Annotated in this window: 18 protein-coding genes, 1 rRNA gene and 1 pseudogene; 16 read left to right on the forward strand and 4 right to left on the reverse strand. The window is 70.8% G+C overall.

Features of this window, described 5'->3' with window-relative positions; all coding sequences use genetic code 11:
- A 5S ribosomal RNA gene (rrf, locus tag EV139_RS00015) occupies positions 1 to 87 on the forward strand; the annotation flags it as partial.
- An 80-nt stretch (positions 88 to 167) separates the two neighbouring features.
- Here rrf and EV139_RS00020 read toward each other — a convergent pair.
- Positions 168 to 1583: a hypothetical protein gene (locus EV139_RS00020; protein ID WP_130452293.1), complete on the reverse strand. Its 1416-nt coding sequence runs from the start codon at positions 1581 to 1583 to the stop codon at positions 168 to 170.
- On the opposite strand from EV139_RS00020, the gene EV139_RS00025 reads away from it, so the two are divergent.
- The 10 genes from EV139_RS00025 (at position 1548) to EV139_RS00070 (ending at position 12222) form a co-directional block, all read left to right on the forward strand.
- The gene (locus tag EV139_RS00025; protein ID WP_237465671.1) at positions 1548 to 2600 is read left to right on the forward strand and encodes a hypothetical protein; all 1053 of its coding nucleotides are present in this window, start codon (positions 1548 to 1550) and stop codon (positions 2598 to 2600) included. The two genes, EV139_RS00020 and EV139_RS00025, sit on opposite strands and share 36 nt — an antisense overlap.
- Positions 2597 to 3637, forward strand: coding sequence for an HAD-IIA family hydrolase (locus EV139_RS00030; protein ID WP_130452294.1), 1041 nt, complete (start codon positions 2597 to 2599; stop codon positions 3635 to 3637). The genes EV139_RS00025 and EV139_RS00030 overlap by 4 nt, the downstream gene beginning before the upstream one ends.
- A 62-nt stretch (positions 3638 to 3699) precedes the next feature.
- On the forward strand, positions 3700 to 3879 hold the full coding sequence (locus tag EV139_RS00035; RefSeq protein WP_130452295.1) for a hypothetical protein: 180 nt from the start codon (positions 3700 to 3702) through the stop codon (positions 3877 to 3879).
- Positions 3869 to 4759: a TlyA family RNA methyltransferase gene (locus EV139_RS00040; protein ID WP_198677393.1), complete on the forward strand. Its 891-nt coding sequence runs from the start codon at positions 3869 to 3871 to the stop codon at positions 4757 to 4759. Before EV139_RS00035 ends, EV139_RS00040 begins: the two co-directional genes overlap by 11 nt.
- Positions 4756 to 5685: an NAD kinase gene (locus tag EV139_RS00045; RefSeq protein ID WP_130452296.1), complete on the forward strand. Its 930-nt coding sequence runs from the start codon at positions 4756 to 4758 to the stop codon at positions 5683 to 5685. The genes EV139_RS00040 and EV139_RS00045 overlap by 4 nt, the downstream gene beginning before the upstream one ends.
- On the forward strand, positions 5682 to 7370 hold the full coding sequence (gene recN / locus EV139_RS00050) for a DNA repair protein RecN (RefSeq protein ID WP_130452297.1): 1689 nt from the start codon (positions 5682 to 5684) through the stop codon (positions 7368 to 7370). Before EV139_RS00045 ends, recN begins: the two co-directional genes overlap by 4 nt.
- Positions 7371 to 7539: 169 nt before the next feature.
- Positions 7540 to 8805 carry an AI-2E family transporter gene (locus EV139_RS00055; RefSeq protein WP_130452298.1) on the forward strand — a complete coding sequence of 422 codons (1266 nt, stop codon included), beginning with the start codon at positions 7540 to 7542 and terminating at the stop codon, positions 8803 to 8805.
- A gap of 54 nt (positions 8806 to 8859) precedes the next feature.
- Entirely contained in the window at positions 8860 to 10566 is a 1707-nt protein-coding gene (locus EV139_RS00060) for a CTP synthase (RefSeq protein WP_130452299.1), read from the forward strand.
- Positions 10559 to 11218 carry an NUDIX domain-containing protein gene (locus EV139_RS00065; RefSeq protein ID WP_130452300.1) on the forward strand — a complete coding sequence of 220 codons (660 nt, stop codon included), beginning with the start codon at positions 10559 to 10561 and terminating at the stop codon, positions 11216 to 11218. The genes EV139_RS00060 and EV139_RS00065 overlap by 8 nt, the downstream gene beginning before the upstream one ends.
- The gene (locus EV139_RS00070) at positions 11218 to 12222 is read left to right on the forward strand and encodes a site-specific tyrosine recombinase XerD (RefSeq protein ID WP_130452301.1); all 1005 of its coding nucleotides are present in this window, start codon (positions 11218 to 11220) and stop codon (positions 12220 to 12222) included. Before EV139_RS00065 ends, EV139_RS00070 begins: the two co-directional genes overlap by 1 nt.
- 271 nt (positions 12223 to 12493) lie before the next feature.
- Here EV139_RS00070 and EV139_RS00075 read toward each other — a convergent pair whose 3' ends face one another.
- Genes EV139_RS00075 through EV139_RS00085 form a run of 3 tightly spaced genes read right to left on the reverse strand, consistent with a single transcriptional unit; the run spans position 12494 to position 15152 of the window.
- Positions 12494 to 13027, reverse strand: coding sequence for a YbhB/YbcL family Raf kinase inhibitor-like protein (locus EV139_RS00075; RefSeq protein WP_237465669.1), 534 nt, complete (start codon positions 13025 to 13027; stop codon positions 12494 to 12496).
- A 30-nt stretch (positions 13028 to 13057) separates the two neighbouring features.
- Entirely contained in the window at positions 13058 to 13735 is a 678-nt protein-coding gene (locus EV139_RS00080; protein WP_157992954.1) for an SDR family NAD(P)-dependent oxidoreductase, read from the reverse strand.
- Positions 13722 to 15152 (reverse strand): sodium:solute symporter family protein, encoded by a 1431-nt coding sequence (locus EV139_RS00085; RefSeq protein ID WP_130452303.1) that lies wholly within the window; start codon positions 15150 to 15152, stop codon positions 13722 to 13724. Before EV139_RS00085 ends, EV139_RS00080 begins: the two co-directional genes overlap by 14 nt.
- A gap of 191 nt (positions 15153 to 15343) precedes the next feature.
- Here EV139_RS00085 and EV139_RS00090 point away from each other — a divergent pair, with 191 nt between their 5' ends.
- The 5 genes and pseudogenes from EV139_RS00090 to EV139_RS00110 form a co-directional block, all read left to right on the forward strand.
- A complete protein-coding gene (locus EV139_RS00090; RefSeq protein WP_130452304.1) occupies positions 15344 to 15826 on the forward strand; it encodes an Lrp/AsnC family transcriptional regulator in 483 nt (160 codons plus the stop codon).
- A 273-nt stretch (positions 15827 to 16099) separates the two neighbouring features.
- Complete coding sequence (locus EV139_RS00095; RefSeq protein WP_130452305.1) at positions 16100 to 16954, forward strand: ParA family protein; 855 nt, start codon at positions 16100 to 16102, stop codon at positions 16952 to 16954.
- Between the two features lie 8 nt (positions 16955 to 16962).
- Positions 16963 to 17838, forward strand: a complete 876-nt coding sequence (locus EV139_RS00100; RefSeq protein WP_130452306.1) for a segregation and condensation protein A — start codon at positions 16963 to 16965, stop codon at positions 17836 to 17838.
- A 199-nt stretch (positions 17839 to 18037) separates the two neighbouring features.
- Entirely contained in the window at positions 18038 to 18601 is a 564-nt protein-coding gene (gene scpB / locus EV139_RS00105; protein ID WP_130452836.1) for an SMC-Scp complex subunit ScpB, read from the forward strand.
- A gap of 148 nt (positions 18602 to 18749) precedes the next feature.
- Positions 18750 to 19457 (forward strand): annotated as a pseudogene (locus EV139_RS00110) (pseudouridine synthase); the annotation flags it as partial.
- Between the last annotated feature and the right edge of the window lie 153 nt (positions 19458 to 19610).

Here is a 19610-nt window from a genome sequence, read left to right on the forward strand (position 1 = left end):
GGTCACATTCCGAACCCGGAAGCTAAGACTGACTGCGCCGATGGTACTGCACTCGGGAGGGTGTGGGAGAGTAGGACACCGCCGGACACCTTTTATCGAGGGTCGTATCCAAGGGAAACCAGTGATGGTTATCCTTGGATGCGACCCTCGACTCATTTATAGACTTTTTATTTCAATAGCGTGCAGCGGGAGGCAGCTTTATGAACGATCGGGACAACAGAGAGCGCCCGGACGACGGCGCCCCCCGCAAGCGCCGCGAGGGATCCCCGTACCGGGGAGATCGGGCCGACGGCCCGCGCTCGCGTCAGGACGACCGGTCGGGTCGCTCGGACTCCGGGCGGCCGCAGCAGCGCCGCGAGGGCGGCAGCTGGAACGACCGTGGCGATCGCAATGATCGCGGCGGCCAGCGGCCCGCACGCGAGGGTCAGCGCGGCGGCTACGCGCCCCGCAACGATCGGAACGATCGCGGTGATCGCCCGAGCTATCGCGGTGGCGATGATCGCCGCCCGCAGCGCGACGACCGTGGCGACCGCCCGTCGTACCGCGGCGACCGCAACGACCGCAACGATCGCCCGAACTCCCGTGGCGGCGACGACCGCCGCCCGCAGCGCGATGATCGCGGCGGGCGTTCGGCCTACCGCGGCGACCGCGACTCGCGTCCAAATGATCGTGGTGACCGCCCGAACTATCGTGGTGGCGACGATCGCCGGCCGCAGCGGGACGACCGCGGTGACCGCCCGAACTACCGCGGTGGCGACGATCGCCGGCCGCAGCGGGACGACCGCGGTGACCGCCCAAACTATCGGGGTGGCGATGATCGCCGGCCGCAGCGGGATGACCGCGACGGGCGCGCCCCGTACCGCGGCGACCGCAACGATCGCCCGAACTCCCGTGGTGGCGACGACCGTCGCCCGCAGCGCGATGATCGCGGCGGGCGTCCGGCCTACCGCGGCGACCGCGACTCGCGTCCGAACGACCGCGGTGACCGTCCGAGCTACCGTGGTGGCGACGATCGTCGTCCCCAGCGCGACGACCGCGGGGAGCGCCCCGCATACCGCGGAAACCGCGACGAGCGGCCCAGCGATCGCGGGGATCGGGGCGATCGCCCCAACTACCGCGGCGGCGACGACCGGCGACCGCAGCGTGACGACCGCGGTGACCGCGGCCAGCGCCAGGGCTTCCGCGAGGACCGCGGCGACCGCCGTCCCACCTGGACCGACGGCGACTCGCGCCGCCCGCAGCGTGACGACCGCGACGGGCGGGCCCCGTACCGTGGCGACCGGAATGACCGGAACGATCGCGGCGACCGGCAGTCGCCTTGCGGCGACCGCAACGACCGCAACGACCGTGACGACCGCCGCCCGCAGCGCGGTGACCGTGACGATCGCGGCGGCCGCCCGCCGTACCGTGGCGACCGCGACTCCCGCCAGGCGCCCCGCGGTGACCGGCAGCGTGACCCGCGCGAGAGCTACGGCCGCGGTGGCACCCGCGGCGGCGGCCGCAGTGACCGCGGCGGCAGCGACCGCGAGTTCACCGAGGCAGAGCGCTTGCAGCACGAGCTGCGCCCCGTGCGTGCCGAGCACGCGGACCCTCTCATCCCGGACGAGGTTGACGCGCGCGACCTGCACCCCTCGGCGCGCAATGAGCTGAAGACGCTCCAGCCGGACGTGCAGGAGCGCGTCTCGCGGCACCTCGCCATGGTTGCGTTCCTGATTGACGACGATCCCGAGCTCGCGCACCAGCACGCCGTCTCGGCGAGCCGCCGGGCCGGCCGGATCCCGGTCGCCCGCGAGACCCTCGCGATCACGGCGTACCGCACGGGCGACTACGCGCTCGCGCTTCGCGAGTTCCGCACCTACCGCCGCCTCAGCGGGCTCGACGGGCACGTGGCCCTGATGGTCGACTGCGAGCGGGGCCTCGGCCGCCCGGAGAAGGCGATCGAGACGGGCCTCGAGGTTGATGCACAGACTCTCGACACCGACGCGCGCGTGCACCTCGCGATCGCGATGTCGGGCGCCCGGCTTGACCTGGGACAGACGCAGCAGGCGCTGTTCGAGCTTGAGATCCCTGAGCTGAACCCCAAGAAGGCGTTCTCGTGGAGCCCGGCACTGTTCGCGGCCTACGCGGCCGTGCTCGAGGACCTCGGTCGCGCCTCCGAGGCGAAGACCTGGAACCAGCACGCCGACCGCGCCTTCGCGGCGCTCGCCGAGCACCACGGCGGGAGCGACGAGCTCGAGGTCTTCGAGATCGAGGAGTCCGAGCTCGAGCCCGAGTTCGACGCAGAATACGACGCTGATGCTGATGCTGATGCTGATGCTGATGCTGATGCTGATGCTGATGCTGATGCCGCCGAGGCCGAGGCCGAGGCCGAGGCCGAAGCCGAGGCAGAAGCGGCCGACCCCGTGGGGGCAGAGCCCGAGACCGAACAGCCCGAAGCGGAGCAGCCTGAGACCGAGGAGCCCGCTACCGAGGGGCCCGCTATCGAGGATCCCGCGGTCGAGGACATCTCGATCGAGGACGAGGTCGACGAGCTACTCGCCGCGGCCGGCATCACCGATGACGCTCCCGCGGAGCCGGAGGCCGAGGAGCGGTCGGAGTGAGCCTCTTCGGTCGCAAGCCCACTCCGCTCGGGGCGGCGCCCATCGAGGGCCGCGAGCTGCTGCTCGCGGACCTCGACGGCGTGGTCTACCGCGGGCCCGGCGCGATCCCGGGCGCGGTCGCCGAACTGAACCGCGCGGGCGAGCGCGTCCAGCTCGGCTACATCACGAACAACGCATCCCGCACCGACGTGGCGGTGGCAGCCCACCTCAGCGAGCTCGGGCTCCACGCCGCTCCCGGCGACGTGGTCACCTCGCCGCAGGCGGCGGTTGCGCTGCTGCGCGAGACGCTGGCGCCGGGCGCCCGCGTGCTCGTGGTGGGTGGCGAGGGCCTCACCGATGAGCTGGCGAAGGCCGGTTATGAGGTGACGCGCAGCGCCGACGACAATCCCGACGCGGTACTGCAGGGCTTCGCGCCCGAGGTCGGCTGGGTGCACCTCGCGGAGGCCGCGTTTGCGCTGGCCGAGCAGCCGGGCCGCGACCCGCTGCCCTGGATCGCGACGAACACCGACTGGACGATCCCGGTCGCCCGCGGCCTCGCACCCGGAAACGGCACGCTCGTTTCCGCCGTGCACACGGCAGTGCAGCGGCTCCCGGTGTTCGCGGGGAAGCCCGAGACCCCGATCTTCGAGGCGGCGTTCGACCGCTTCGGAACGCGCAACGCGCTGATGATCGGCGATCGGCTCGACACCGACATGAAGGGCGCGCGCGCCGCCGGCATCCCGTCGCTGCACGTGCTCACCGGCGTCGACCGTCCCAAGCAGCTTGTTGCCGCGTCACGCGACATGCACCCGGACTTCATCGTGGCCTCTCTCGCGGAGCTGCATGAGCCGTACCCGGAAACGGTGCAGCGCAAGGACGGCAGCATGCAGGTGGGCACGGCCCGCGTCGGAATGGACGGGCACATCGTGCGGATCGACGCCGAGGGCGACTCGGCGATCAACCTGCTTCGCGCCGGGTGCGCCGCGATCTGGGCCTCCGGGCTCGCGATCTACGGCCTCCAGGTGCCCGAGCGACTGTACGAGGATCACTGGAGCTGAGCTGACGCGCGCCCCGCACGTCGCTCGGCGCGCGCGTCGGAGGCTGGGGCTAGGCTGGTCACATGACCGATTTCGAGCCGACTACTCCAGCCGCGGAGGCCGCGGGTCCGAGCGACGACGGCCTGCTCGGACGCATCGAGATCATTGAGTCCCAGCCGCTGCAGCAGCGCGCGGCCGGGTTTGAGCAGCTGCACGACGAGCTGCTCGCAGAGCTGCAGCGGGGCGACCACGGTGGCGCCTGAACCCGCCGCCACCGCGCGCTCCAGCGCGGTCTGGGCTGGCGAGCCCGGCCGCCTCGACCGGGTGCTGCCCGAGCTCGGTCTTGCGCGCTCGCGCAGCCGGGCGACCGAGCTGATCGCCGCGGGCGGCGTGAGCGTTGACGGCCGGGTTGCCGTCAAGCCCGGGCTGCGCGTCTCGCCCGGCTCCCGGATCGACGTCGCGGGCGATGACCACTACGTGGGCCGGGCGGCGCACAAGCTGATCGCGGCGCTCGACGCGTTTGAGATCCCGGTCGCCGGCCGCACGGCGCTCGACCTCGGTGCCTCCACCGGCGGCTTCACGCAGGTGCTCCTTGAGCGCGACGTGCGCGTGGTGCAGGCGATCGACGTGGGGCGGGATCAGCTCGCGCAGCAGCTCCGCGACGATCCGCGCGTGCGCCTCGTCGAGGGTCGCAACGCGCGCGAGCTCACCGCCGAGAACCTGGCCGCCGACACCGGGGTGGCCGAGGCGCCCGATCTCGTGGTGGCCGATCTCTCGTTCATCTCGCTGTCGCTGGTGTTTCCCGCGATCGCGCGCGTCGCCGCCGCGACCGCCGATCTCGTGCTGCTCGTCAAACCGCAGTTCGAGGTGGGCCGCGTGCGCGACGGCGTGGTCACCTCGCCGGAGAAGTGGGCCGAGGCGATTCGGATCGTGCTCCGCGCAGCCGCTGCGCAGGGGTTCTCGGCGGCCGGCCTCGCCGCCTCGCCGATCGCGGGCGGCAGCGGGAACCGTGAATTCCTGGCGCACTTTGTGCCAGGTTCGGGGGCCCATCCGACAGAATGGGAGGGGCGGATCGCGCAGTTGTGCGGTCTGCCGCAGTCTGCTCACGGGACCGACTCGGGGCGAGCGGAGGGAGCGCAATGACCACCACGGTGCCAGGCGGTGAACCGCGGCGATTCCTCATCGTGTCACACACGCACCGAGAAGAGGCGGTCGCGGCGACCCTCGCGGCCGTGTCCGCGCTGCAGGGGGCCGGCGTGGTGCCGGTGTTCGACAGCGATGATTGCGACGAGTTTGCGCCGCACCTCGACGTGTCGCGTGTCGCGCGCCTCGGCGTCGACGTGGCGGTCACCCAGCTTGAGGTCGCGATCGTGCTCGGCGGCGACGGCACGATCCTGCGCGCGGCCGAGCTGCTGCGCGGCTCGCAGTGTCCCATCGTCGGGGTCAACCTCGGCCACGTCGGGTTCCTTGCCGAGATGGAGAGCTTCGACCTCGCGTCCACGATCGAGCGCGTGCTGTGGCGCGACTACACGGTCGAGGAACGCCTCACGCTCGAGGTCACCGCGAGCCTTGACGGCGAAGTGATCGCCGACACGTGGGCGCTCAACGAGGCGAGCGTCGAGAAGCGTCGCCGCATGCTGGAGGTCGAGATCGGGGTAGACGGCCTGCCCGTCTCTTCGTTCGCGTGCGACGGGATGGTCGTGGCCACCCCCACCGGGTCGACCGCGTACGCGTTCTCGGCGGGCGGCCCCGTCGTGTGGCCGGGCGTGCAGGCGATGCTGATGGTGCCGATCGCGGCGCACGCGCTGTTCAGCCGGCCGCTCGTTACGGGCACCGACTCCGAGCTCAGCGTGCGGATCCTGCCCGAGAACGTGGGTCCCGGCGTGCTGTGGTGCGACGGCCGGCGGCGCACCGAACTGCCCGCCGGGTCGATCGTGCGCGTGCGTCGCTCGCCGCACTCGGTGCGGCTCGCGCGGCTCACGGAGGCGCCGTTCTCAGACCGCCTCGTGCGGAAGTTCCACCTCCCGGTATCCGGGTGGCGCGGCAACGGGCGCGAGGGGCGCGCATGATCGACGAGCTGCGGATCCGCGACCTCGGCGTGATCGCCGACGCGACCCTCCCGCTCGGGCCCGGGTTCACGGCGATCACGGGCGAGACCGGCGCGGGCAAGACGATGGTGGTGAGCGCGCTCGGTCTGCTCATGGGCGAGCGCAGCGACGCGGGTGCCGTGCGCGCGGGCGCCGCGCAGGCGCGCGTCAACGGCCTCATCCACACGGCGGATCCGGCGGTCGCCGAACTGGTCGACGAGCTCGGCGGCGACGTCGAGGACGGCGAGCTGGTGCTCAGCCGCACGGTCTCCGCCGAGGGGCGCAGCCGCGCGAGCGTGGGCGGCGCGAGCACCCCGGTGGGGAGCCTCGCGAAGCTCGCCGAACGGCTCTTTGCCGTGCACGGCCAGTCGGAGCAGCTGCGACTGCGCTCGGCCGCGGCGCAGCGCGACACCCTCGACCGCTTCGGCGGGGCCGAGCTCGGCGGGGTGCTCGCCGAGTATCGCGCCGCGCACCGCGCCCGGCGCGAGCTCGCGGAGCGGGTCGCCGAGCTGACGGCCGCCCGCGACGAGCGGGCCGCGGAGGCCGCCCGGCTGAAAGCCGAGCTCGACGAGATCGCCGCCGTGGACCCCCAGCCGGGGGAGGACGCAGAGCTCACCGCGCGGATCGACCTGCTGAGCAACGTCGAGGCCCTGCGCTCCGCCACCGCGGAGGCGCACGAGGCGCTTGCGACCGAGTCGGACGACCCGATGAGCCGCGACGCCGGCAGCCTGATCGACGCCGCCGTGCGCGAGCTTGAGCGCGTCGCCGCGCACGACGAGCGCCTGGGCACGGTGCTCGAAGCGCTGCGCAGCGTGAGCTTTCAGGTGGCCGACGCCGCCCGCGAGCTCGCCGCGTACGTGGACGACCTCGACGTGGAGGGGCCGGGCGAGCTCGCCCGCGCCAACCAGCGGCTCGCGGCGCTCAACGGCCTGTTCCGGCTGTACGGCGTCGACGCGGCCGCGGTGATCGAGTACTCGGCCCACGGCGCGGTCCGCCTCACCGAGCTTGAGGGCGACGACGAGCTGATTGGCGAGCTCGCCCGGCAGCTCGACGACGTCACCGCTCAGGAGCGGAGCCTCGCGAATCGCCTCACCGAGCTGCGCACGGCCGCCGCGGCGCGACTCTCCGAGCTCGTGACCGTCGAGCTGCGCCAGCTCGCGCTCCCCGACGCGGCGTTCACCGTGCTCGTGACCCCGCTCGACGCGCTCGGCGGCGCCGGCGCGGATGAGGTGCAGTTGCTGCTGAGCCCGCACCCCGGCGCCACGCCGCGGCCAATTGCCAAGAGCGCATCGGGCGGCGAGCTGTCGCGCGTGATGCTCGCGCTCGAAGTGGTGGTCGCCGGCGTCGATCCGGTGCCGACATTCGTGTTTGACGAAGTCGACGCGGGGGTGGGCGGTGCCGCCGCGATCGAGATTGGCCGGCGCCTCGCGCGCCTGGCCCGCTCGTCGCAGGTGATCGTGGTCACCCACCTCGCGCAGGTCGCCGCGTTCGCGGGCAACCACCTGCAGGTGGTCAAGGACTCGGCCGGCGGCTTCACGGAGTCGAGCTGCCGCCGCCTCGACGGCGACGAGCGGCTCGCCGAGATGGCGCGCCTGCTCTCGGGGCTGAGCGACTCGGAGAGCGCGCTTGAGCACGCCGCCGAGCTGCTGGCCCTGCGCGAGGAGTAGCCTCGCCGCCGAGCCGGACGGGGCGACCCGCCGGGACGAGCCCGCCGGGATCGCCGCGTGATCCGCCGGCCCACCTGATGGCCGGCCGAGCCCGCGGACTGGCCGGTCCGGCCGCGCATTCCGCCGCGAGTTCTGCCGCGCGGGGCGCGCGGGCTGCTACGCTCCACACATGGTGAAGTTGTTCGGCCGACGACGGCAACAGGGGGCCCCGTCCACTCCGACTCCGGGGGCGGATGAAGCCGCGAAAGCGGCGTATCTCGACTCGCATCCGGACGTGGTGCACGCGGATATCGAGCAGATGGACGCTGACACGCGTGAGATGTACCGCGACGCCCGCGAGGCGGCGCAGGACGCGCACGAGGAGCGTTCGAAGGTGCCGACCCGCGAGTTCGTGATCCGCGGGCCGTTCCAGCTCGGCTTCACGGTGACGCTGGGCGTGCTCGTCGCGATGCTCTTCGGGGGGATGGTCGACCAGCTCACCACGATCATCATGTACGTGGTCGCCGCACTGTTCGTGGCGCTCGGCCTCGACCCGGTGGTGCGCTGGCTTGAGCGCAAGGGTCTCGGGCGCGGGCTCGGCATCGGCGTGGTGTTCGGCGGCTTCGTGGTGATCATCGCGGCGCTGCTCGCGGTCATCATCCCCATGATCGCCAACCAGGTCACGCTCCTGATCCGGAGCGCGCCGACGCTGTTCCGCGACATCACGCACCAGCAGTGGTTCGTTGAAATGAACCAGAACTTCGGCAAGTTCATCGACTTCGACGGGCTCCTCAAGACCGGGCAGGACCTGGTCAGTAAGCCCGAGAACTGGGCGCAGGTTGCGGGCGGCGTGTGGCAGGCCGGCGTCGGCGTGGCAAACGGCCTCACCGCGGGCCTGATCGTGCTGATCCTCACCCTGTACTTCCTCGCCTCGCTGCGCACCATCAAGCGCGCGTTCTACTCGCTCGTGGCGCGCTCCGGGCGCGCGAAGGTGATGGACATCACCGAGCAGGTCACCAAGTCGGTGGGCGGCTACCTGAGCGGCATGGTGGTGCTCGCGTTTATCAACTCGGTGCTGGGCTTCGTGATGATGACGATCGTGGGGGTCCCGTTCGCGGGCCTGGTCGCTGTTGGCGTGTTCCTGCTCGCGATGATCCCCCTCATCGGCTCGGTCGTCGCGACCGTGCTCGTCGCCACCGTCGCACTGTTCGACTCGCCGATGACCGCGATTATCGCCGCCGCGTACTACCTGGTCTACATGCAGATCGAGTCCTACGTGCTGACCCCGCGCATCATGAACCGCGTGGTGTCGGTCCCCGGCTCGCTCGTGGTGATCGGCGCGCTCGCCGGCGGCACGCTGCTCGGCCTGCTCGGCGCCCTGATTTCGATCCCCGTCACCGCGATGGTGCTCATGGTGATCAAGCAGGTGTGGGTGCCGCGACAAGAGCTGCGGTAACCCGCAGCCGAACTCGCACGCCACACCCGGACACAACTGATAGGATCGAAGCCCGTGGGAACAGAGCAGAGCACGGACCAGGCCCGTACAACCAAACACATCTTCGTGACCGGGGGTGTCGTCTCCTCGCTCGGCAAGGGATTGACGGCCGCGAGCCTCGGCAATCTCCTGACAGCGCGCGGACTGCACGTCGTCATGCAGAAGCTGGATCCCTATCTGAACGTGGATCCGGGCACGATGAATCCGTTCGAGCACGGCGAGGTCTTCGTGACCGACGACGGCGCGGAGACGGATCTCGATATCGGCCACTACGAGCGCTTCCTCGACATCAACCTGTCGCAGGCGGCCAACGTGACAACCGGACAGATCTACCAGCAGGTCATCGCCAAGGAGCGCCGCGGCGAGTACCTCGGCCAGACCGTGCAGGTGATCCCGCACATCACCGACGAGATCAAGCGCCGCATGCGCCTGCAGTCGGCTGAGGTGCCCCAGCCAGACGTGATCATCACCGAGGTCGGCGGCACGGTGGGCGACATCGAGTCGCAGCCGTTCCTCGAGGCCGCACGTCAGGTGCGCCACGAGCTCGGCCGCGGCAACGTGTTCTTCGTGCACGTCTCGCTCGTGCCGTTCATGGGCGCGTCGGGTGAACAGAAGACGAAGCCGACCCAGCACTCGGTCGCCGCCCTGCGCTCGATCGGGATCCAGCCCGACGCGCTCGTGCTGCGCTCGGATCGCCCCGTCACCGAGTCGAACAAGCGCAAGATCGCGCTCATGTGCGACGTCGAAGAGCGTGCGGTGATCAACGCGGTCGACGTGCCCAGCATCTACGACCTCCCCACGCTGCTCAACGACCAGGGGCTCGACTCGATCATCGTCGAGAACTTCGGCCTGCAGCAGCGCGCCGCCGAGGTCGACTGGGCTGCCTGGCAGCCCGTGCTCGACGCGGTGCACAACCCGAAGGGCGAGGTCACCCTCGCGCTCGTCGGCAAGTACATCGACCTGCCCGACGCGTACCTCTCGGTCACCGAGGCGCTGCGCGCCGGCGGCTTTGCGCACTCCACCAAGGTGAACCTGCGCTGGGTGCCGTCCGACAGCTGCGAGACGCACGACGGGGCCCGCGAGGCGCTCGGCGACGTCGACGGGATCTGCGTGCCCGGCGGCTTCGGCATCCGCGGCATCGAGGGCAAGCTCGGCGCGCTGCGGTTCGCCCGCGAGAACGGGATCCCCACCCTGGGCCTGTGCCTCGGCCTGCAGTGCATGGTGATCGAGTACGCGCGCAACGTCGCCGGCCTGGAGGGCGCATCGTCCTCAGAGTTCGACCCGGACACCGCGGTGCCCGTGATCGCGACCATGGCCGAGCAGGTGGACATCATCGACGGCGGCGACCTGGGCGGCACCATGCGCCTCGGCCTGTACGAGGCGGCGCTCGCCGAGGGCTCCCTCGCCGCGCAGCTCTACGGGGCGCCCACCGCGAGTGAGCGGCACCGCCACCGCTACGAGGTGAACAACCGCTACCGCGAGCAGATCGCGGCCGCCGGGCTCTCCTTCTCGGGCACCAGCCCCGATGGCGAGCTCGTCGAGTACGTCGAGCTGCCCACGGACCAGCACCCGTTCTACATCGCCACGCAGGCGCACCCCGAGTTGCGCTCGCGGCCCGGCACCCCGCACCCGCTGTTCGCGGGCCTCGTGGGGGCGGCAATTGATCGCCGCGACGCCGCGCGCCTCTTCGACGGCGACGCCGAGGCAGCGGTCAGTGCGTAACGAGCCCCCTGCGGGCAGCGAGCAGCTCGCCGACGAGCCGGCCGACGTGGTCGTGCTCGACAGCGAGCTGCTCGTGCGCGGGCACGTCTGGGACGTGCGCCGCGACACGTTCGAGTTCGGCGACGCCGAGCTGGTGCGCGACTACCTCGACCATCCCGGCGCGGTCGCGGTGCTCGCGCTCGACGCCGAGGACCGCGTGCTGCTGATCCAGCAGTACCGGCACGCGATCGGCCACCGCGACTGGGAGATCCCCGCCGGCCTCATGGACATGCCGGGGGAGTCCGGGCTCGTGGGTGCGCAGCGGGAACTCGCCGAGGAGGCGGACCTGCGCGCCGAGAGCTGGGGGATCCTGCTTGACCTCTTTCTGTCGCCCGGCGGCACGAGCGAGGCAATGCGGATCTTCATCGCGCGCGACGTGCACGAGGCGACTCACGACTACGTCCGCTCGGAGGAAGAAGCCGAGCTGGTGCCGCACTGGGTGCCGCTCGACGACGCCGTTGCGGCGGCCCTCGACGGCCGGATTCAGAACGCCGTGACCGTCAGCGCCGTGCTCGCCGCGGCCGCGGCCCGCGCCGCCAGCTGGCGCACCGTGCGCGACGCTGATCTGCCGTGGACGGCGCGCGCGGCCGCCCGGGGAGAGCGCTCCTCCTGATGGGTGTGAGCGCGGCACAGGGCGCGCAGCGCTTCCTGCGCCACGTCGCCCTCGAACTGGGCCTCTCCGTGAACAGCCAGGCGGCCTACCGGCGCGACCTCACCGCGTACACCGCGTGGCTCGCCGAGCAGGGGATCACCGACCTTGGCCAGGTGACGCCCGAGACGCTGTCAGCCTACGTCGTGGCGCTCGGCGACCCGGCGCAGCCCCTCGCCCCGGCGTCGATCACGCGTCGGCTCTCGACTGTGCGCGGCATGCACCGCTTCCTGTTCGAAGAGGGGCTGCTCGACACCCACGCCGGGAGCGGGGTGCGCACCCCGAAGCGCGCGCAGCGCCTCCCCAAGGCCCTCGCGATTGAGGACGTTGAGGCGCTGCTCGCCGCGGCCGGCGGTGGAGCTGGTGCTGGCGGTGGAGCTGGTGCTGGCGGTGGCGGATCCGACGAGCCGGTCGCGCTGCGCGACCGGGCCCTGCTCGAGCTGCTCTACGCGAGCGGCGCTCGTATCAGCGAGGTCACGGCGCTCGACCTCGACGACCTGCTCACGGGCACAGGCACGGGGGAGACCTGGCTGGACCCGGAGGGCGCGCTCACCGACGGCGGCTTCATCCAGGTGACCGGCAAGGGCTCGAAGCAGCGGATCGTGCCCTACGGCAGCTACGCGGGGCGCGCGCTCGCCGCGTACCTCGTGCGGGCCCGCCCGCAGATGGCCGCTGCCGGATCCGGCACCCCAGCCCTGTTCGTTGGCCCCCGTGGCGGGCGGCTCTCGCGACAGAGCGCGTGGCTGGTGATCCGCGCCGCCGCCGAGCGCGCCGGGATCACTGCCGAGGTGTCGCCGCACACGCTCCGGCACTCGTTCGCCACGCACCTGCTCGCGGGCGGGGCCGACGTGCGTACCGTGCAGGAGCTGCTCGGCCACGCCTCCGTGACCACCACGCAGATCTACACCCAGGTGACGGCCGACACCCTGCGCGAGCACTACCTGCTCGCGCACCCCCGCGCCCGGTAGCGGCCTGCCGCGCTGCTGCCCATTCGCCACCGCGCACGCGCCCAGCTCCGCCGCACTCGCATTCCGCCGGGCTCGCGGTCCGTTGCGCGCCGGCGCTCCGCCGAACTCACGCAGGAGATCCGAACTCAGGCGGACGGATTCGCCCGATTCTCCCCGCCTGAGTTCGGATCTCCTGCGTGAGCTCGGATCTCCTGCGTGAGCTCGGGCGGGAACACAGCGGGGCCCCGGAAGCGTGTGCTCCGGGGCCCCGCGGGTGCCGAACGGTGGACTTTTAGTGCCCGAAAACTCCGGTCAGCCGAGCGCGGCCAAGCGTGTGACCGAACATCTGGAAACCGAGCAACCCCGGGGAGGCGAGCTCGTCGAGGTCGATCGACGCAACGTCGAGTGCGTGCACCACGAACATGTAGCGGTGGTCGCCGTGCCCGGGGGGCGGAGCGGAGCCCACGAACCCGCGCACGCCGCCGTCATTTCGGAGCAGCGTGAGCGAGGACTCGTACTCGGGGAGTACCTGATCGAGGGTGATGGCGCCCTCGGCGAGCGAGCTCAGCTCTGGGGAGAGGTTGTACGCGGCGAGGTGCCAGAAGCCACTCGCTGTGGGGGCATCGGGGTCGTAGCACGTCAACGCGTAGCTGCGCGTGCCCTCGGGCGCGCCGCTCCAGCTCAGCTGCGGCGAACGGTCGCCCCCGCCGGTGCCGATCATGCCGGCGACCTGCGCGAGCGGCATGCGGCCGCCGTCCTGCAGGGACTCCGAGGTCAGGGTGAACTCTGCGACCGCGGGCAGCGCGGCGTATGGATCGTAGGTCAAAGCAGTCCTTTCGTTGGGGTGAGTGGCGGTCTAGCTGGTCCAGCCGCCGTCGACGGTCAAGATCGTGCCGGTGGTGTACGCGCTTGCATCGCTGAGCAGGAACGCCGCGGCCGCTGCGATGTCGGCGGCCGTGCCCGCGCGTCCGAGTGGAATCTCGGTGCGCATGCGTTCGGCGTGCGCGGCGTCGTCCCACCCCGCGGCGGTCATGGGGGTGAGGATCGATCCGGGGGCGATGGCGTTCACTCTGGTGCCGAGGGGAGCGAGTTCACGCGCCGCGGATCGTGTGAGCGCGGCCACCGCGGCCTTGGACGCGTTGTAGCCCGGCTGGTGCTCGACGCGGCGGTCGATGACCGCGGACGAAATCGTGACGACCGAGAGCGCTGCGTGAGCGTTGCGTGCTGCCCAGCGAAGCGCGAGAAACGTGCCCGTGGTGTTCACGTCGAGGACGCGTCGAAAGTCGGCGAGCGAGGTCTCGGCGAGGGGCGCGCGGGAGCGGATCCCCGCGGCATGTACGAGTCCGGTGACCCCGACCGCGCTGAGCGCCGCCCAGCTCGGCTCATCGGTCACGTCAAACTCGGTGCTTCCGGACTCCCCGCTGCGGTCGAGCCGGACGACCTCGGTGCCCGTCGCTTCGAGCAGCTCCGCGACGGCGAGCCCGATCCCGGATCCGGCTCCCGTGACGACAACGCGGCGGCTAGGCAACGACATGCTCGTCCGTCCGCGCCAGGGCGCCACTCCCCGCGTTCGTCTCGCGGGCGAGGAACGCCGCGAGCACATACGTGGCAAGGGACACCGCGACCGCGACCACGATGGTCGGCACGCCGCCGATCACGATCACCCCGGTGAGTCCGAGCAGGCCCGTGATCGCGCCAGTCACCATTGAGCTGAGCGCCGCCCAGCGGCCGCCAAAGCGAGTGAACAGGCCGAACATGAACGCCACAAACACTCCAGATCCGTACATGGTAAACGCCATGGTGAGTACCTGGATGATACCCGGCACGATGAGCGAGATGCCGAGTGCGATCACTCCGAGCGCGACCGTGAGGATCCGGGACCAGCGCAGTTGCGCGGCGGGGTTCTCGCGCAGGCTCTTGACTCGGAGCAAGAAGTCGTTGGAGATGTTGCTCACCGCGGCGAGCAGGAGCGCATCGGCCGTGGAGACCACCGCGGAGATAATCGCCGCAACCAAGATGCCCGCCGCCCACACGGGAAGCACGGAACTGATGAGCGCCGGCATCACGCCGACCGTCGGGTCGAGATCCGGGAAGATGACGCGGGCGGCCATGCCAGCGATTGCCGGGACCACCGCGAAGAGCGCGGTGAGCACGCCGGCGACGCCGGCCCCCATGGCGGCGGCGCGCGCCGACTTCGCCGAGAACACTCGCTGCATCACGTCCTGGCCCACGAGTTTGTGGACCACCACGGGGAGCGCCGCGCCGAGCAGGAACGACCACCCCTGGTTGAGCGGGTTGAACGGTTCTCCCACACCCGCGGCAGCGAACGTGGCGGTGATCTCTCCGAGGCCCCCGGCGGCCTGTACCGCGATGACCATGACGATGAGCAGACCGACGACGATTACCACGAACTGGATCGCGTCGGTGACTGCAACGCCCCACATGCCCGAAAGCACGGTAAACGCGATGATGAGCACGACTCCCACCACGGCGCCCCAGGTGTGATTGAGGCCGAGCGCGGTGAGGGACGAGGCGGCGGCTCCCACCTGACCGGCGAGAATGCCGGTGAGCGCCAGCACCGAGAGCGTCGACGCCAGCAGTCGGACGGGCTGGCTATTGAAGCGAGAGTCGAGGAAATCTGGCACCGTGACGTAGTTGCCGGCGCGCACGCGCTTTGCCACGAACAGCGCGAGGAACAGCAGCCCGACAAAGATGCCGATTGCGAACGAGATGGCCGCGAAGCCAACCGAGTAGGCGTCCTGGCTCGTTCCCAGAACGAACGCGCCGCCGAAGTTCGTGGCGAGGAGCATAATGGCGATCAGCCCTGCGCCCATCTTGCGGCCGGCGAGTAGGTAGTCAGTGTCGTCTTTCACTCGCTTGCGCAACCACGCGGCCACGAGGAACATCACCGCCAGGTAGGCGATGATCATCAGGGTGATTCCGAGATTCACGAACTCTCCAAAAGGTTTAGTTGATCGCCTCACTGCGTTCAATCTGATAATCAAATTACATATCTACTTTTAAAAATGCAAGTGAAGATCGGTTTCGGGTGCATAAAAGGCGCACGAATGCCGCTCGCGCACTAGGATGGTTGCGGCGTGACCGTGGGCTTCTGCGGCTGGGCCGGAGGAAAGGGCAGAGGATGAACCGGAGAGCTGATCAGGCAATCGATGACCTTGATCGACGTGTGCTGCGCGCGCTCCGCGACGAGCCCCGCGCCACGCTCGGTGAGCTCGCAGAGAGCGTCGGGGTGTCTCGGACTACGTTTAAGGCGCGACTCGACCGGCTCTGGGACAGCGGCACCATCATCGGTCACGAAACTCAGCTCGATCTCGCCTCAATGGGATTTGAGGTGCAGGCGTGGGTGCAGCTCAACGTGCAGCAGGAGGGCCTCGAAGAGGTTCGGGCACACCTGGCGGCGATGCCGCATGTCATTGAAGCGTTCTCGACCACCGGGAGCGCCGATGTGCAGTGCCGCGTCGTGGCGCGCGACACCACGCACCTGCAGGAGGTGCTTCTCGCAATCTCCGCGTGCTCGGTCGTCACGCGCACCAAGAGCTCCGTCATTCTGGGCAGCCTCGTCTCCCACCGGAAGGTCCAGGCGCTCGACCTGCTCGATCTGTAGCGCCCGGCTCCGCGGCGCTCGCGCAGGAGATCCGAACTCAGGCGGACGGATTCGCCCGATTCTCCCTGCGTGAGTTCGGATCTCCTGCGTGAGTTCGAGTGAGGCGTGGCCCCCTCGGGAGCAGCTCGCTCGATGGGCTCCGCCGCGCCCCACGGCGATCACGAATCAGCGCTTCAGGAATTCGGGCGGGGCCGCGTAGGGGTGGCGCTCGCCGCCGCCCGCGGCCACGATAGGATGGAGCGTTAGCGAGGCACGCGAGAGGAAGGTCAGGGAATGGCGCAAAAAAAGGTCGAGCTGGGCCCGACCGGCCGACCCGAGCGCATCATCCCTGCGCCCGCAAAGCTTGAACGGCACGGACCCGCGCGCATCATCGCGATGTGCAACCAGAAGGGCGGGGTCGGCAAGACCACCAGCACGATCAACCTGGCTGCCGCGCTCGCGCGGTACGGGCGCCGCGTGCTCGCCGTCGACTTCGATCCGCAGGGCGCGCTGTCCGCGGGTCTCGGCGTGCCCGCGCACGACGTGGTGACGATCTACGACCTGATGCTCGGCAAGGTGAAGGATCCGCACGAGGCGATCCAGCACACCGGCACTCCCGGGCTCGACGTGATCCCCGCGAACATCGACCTGTCCGCCGCGGAGGTGCACCTCGTCTCCGAGGTGGCCCGCGAGCAGATCCTCGGCGGCGTGCTGCGCAAGGTCGTTGACGACTACGACGTGATCCTCGTCGACTGCCAGCCGTCACTCGGCCTGCTCACCGTGAACGCCCTCACGGCGAGCCACGGCGTGCTGATCCCGCTCGCGTGCGAGTACTTCGCGCTGCGCGGCGTCGCCCTGCTCGTGGAGACGGTCGACAAGGTGCGGGATCGCCTCAACCCGGCGCTTGAGCTCGACGGCATTCTCGCCACCATGTACGACCCGCGCACGCTCCACGCCCGCGAGGTGCTTGAGCGCGTGGTCGACACCTTCGGCGACAGCGTGTTCGACACGGTGATCGGCCGCACAGTCAAGCTTCCGGACGCGCAGATCGCGGCGAAGTCGGTGCTCGACTACGCACCGGCCAACGCCGCCTCCGAGGCGTATCTCAAGCTCGCTCGCGAGCTCGTGCAGCGGGGTGTGGTCGCGTAACCACGGTCATGGCAGCGCTCGACACGAACCAGGAGCCGGGCGTGCGCGATGCGCCCGGTTCGTCGAGCGCGCCCGAAGCCCACGCCGAGCCCGCCGCCGGCGATGAGTTTCGCGTCTCGCTCGAGGTGTTCGACGGCCCGTTTGACCTGCTGCTCAACCTGATCGGCAAGCACGAGCTCGACATCACCGAGGTCTCGCTGAGCCTCGTCACCGACGAGTTCATCTCGTACCTCGCCACCCTGGAGGGGCAGGGGATCGTGGAGCTCGATCGCGCCTCCGAGTTCCTCGTGGTCGCGGCCACGCTGCTCGACCTCAAGATCGCGAGCCTGCTGCCGCAGGGGGAAGCGGTCGACGCCGAGGACATCGCCCTGCTCGAGGCCCGCGACCTGCTCTTCGCCCGCCTGCTGCAGTACCGCGCGTTCAAGCAGGCGACGGCGTGGTTCCGGGAGCGCCTCGCCGCGGAGGAGGCCCGCCACCCGCGGCTCGTGCCGCTCGATGCGAAGTACCGCGAGCGCGGGCCCGAGCTCGTGTGGACCCTCTCGGCCGCCGACTTCTCCGCCATCGCGACGCTCGCGTTCGCGCCGCGCGAGATCCCCATCGTGGGGCTCGACCACCTGCACGCCCCGCTCGTTTCGATCCGGGAGCAGGCCGCCGTGGTGGTCTCGCATCTCCGCTCGGGCGGCGCCCGCAGCTTCCGCGAGCTCATCGCCGGGGTGTCCGAGCGCGGCGTGATCGTGGCCCGCTTCCTCGCGATCCTTGAGCTCTACCGCCGCGCCGCCGTCACCTTCGAGCAGGCCGAGCCGCTCGGGGAGCTGCTGGTGCAGTGGACCGGGGAGAGCTGGTCCGACGACGAACTCGCGACACTGGGGAACGACTATGACTGAGCCCACCGCCGAAAACGCCGATTCGATCGTCGCCGCGCCCAGCGCCGACATCGCCGCCGCGGAAGCGACTGCCGCCTATCCGGCCGCGTCGGATGCCGCCGCGATCGCCGCGGAGCGCGCGGTCGGTGCGCCGGCCGCGTCCGATTCCGCCGCGTCCGATTCCGCCGCGCCCGGTGCTGCGCCCGCCGACCTCGCGGCGGTGCGCGCCGCCCACACGCTCGCGCAGCAGCTCGAAGCGCTGCTGATCGTCGCCGACGAGCCGCTGAGCGCGGTGGCCCTCGCGACGGCCACCGACCGGCCCGTGCGCGAGGTGCGGGCGGCGCTCGTGGCGCTCGCCGCTGACTTCGACGGCACCGCGGACGGTAGCCAGCGCGGCTTCGAGCTGCGCGAGGTGGCTGGCGGCTACCGCTTCTACGTGCGCGAGAGTCTCGACCCAATTGTGGCCGACTTCGTGCACCAGCAGAGCCCGGCGCGGCTCTCGCAGGCGGCGCTCGAGACGCTCGCCGTGATCGCGTATCGTCAGCCGATCGCGCGCGGCGCCATCGCCTCGATCCGCGCCGTCAACGTCGACTCGGTGGTGCGCACGCTGCTGGCGCGCGGCCTCATCACCGAGGTCGGCCACGATCCGGAGACCACCGCGACGCTGTACGGCACCTCCGACGCGCTGCTTGGACATCTCGGCATCGGAGACATCTCCGAGCTGCCACCGATCGCCCCGCTACTGGACGATCCTTCAGAAGGGTTTGCACATGAGTCGCTCTGATTCGGGCCTCGGCGGGTCGTTCTCCGTCGACGGCTCCGACGTTGAGGTTGACCTCGCCGAGTTCGGCTGGCCGGGTGACCGCGCAGGCTCCGACGGTGGCCGGGACGGCGCGGACGGTGCGGACGGAGCACCCGAGGACGACGGCCGGATCCGCCTGCAGAAGGCCCTCGCGCACGCCGGCATCGCCTCGCGGCGCGCCTGCGAGACCCTGATCACGAGCGGGCGGGTCACCGTGAACGGTGAGACGCAGCGCGAACTCGGCTCCCGAATCGACCCGAGCGCCGACGAGGTGCGCGTCGACGGCGTCGTGGTGCAGCTCGACGCGACCAAGCGCTACTTCGTGCTCAACAAGCCGCGCGGCGTGGTCTCCACCATGAGCGACGAGGACGGCCGCCCCGACCTGCGCGAGTTCACCGATCAGATCGACGACCGGCTCTACAACGTGGGCCGGCTCGACACCGACACGAGCGGCCTGCTGATCCTCACGAACGACGGCGAGCTGGCGCACCGCCTCTCGCACCCGAGTTTCGGCGTGCAGAAGACCTACGTGGCGAAGGTGCGCGGCAAGGTGACGCCCGCCGTGATCCAGCGCCTCAAGGACGGTATCGAGCTGTCGGACGGCCCGATCCACGCGGACCGGGCGAAGCTGCTCCCGGACGGATCCGGCAGCGCGCACTCGCTCGTGGAGCTCACGCTGCACTCCGGCCGCAACCGCATCGTGCGGCGCATGCTCGCCGACGTGGGACACCCCGTGGTGGAGCTGGTGCGCCGCCAGTTTGGGCCGCTGCACCTCGGCACGCTGCGGATCGGTGAGATGCGTGAGCTCGCGCCCGCCGAGCGCGGAGCGCTGCTGTCTGCGACCTCCGTGGACGACGCAGACGACACCTCGGGCGGCAAGCGCGGCGCGCGGCGCCCGGTCACCTCGGGGCGCCCGGGCGACGGCAAGGGAGCGCAGGGGATGCGCGGGATCGCGGCGAAGGGCAACCCGCACGGTCGACGCGGCCCCGGG

Source organism: Leucobacter luti (assembly GCF_004217175.1).
In the GTDB taxonomy this organism is placed as follows: Bacteria; Actinomycetota; Actinomycetes; order Actinomycetales; family Microbacteriaceae; genus Leucobacter; species Leucobacter luti.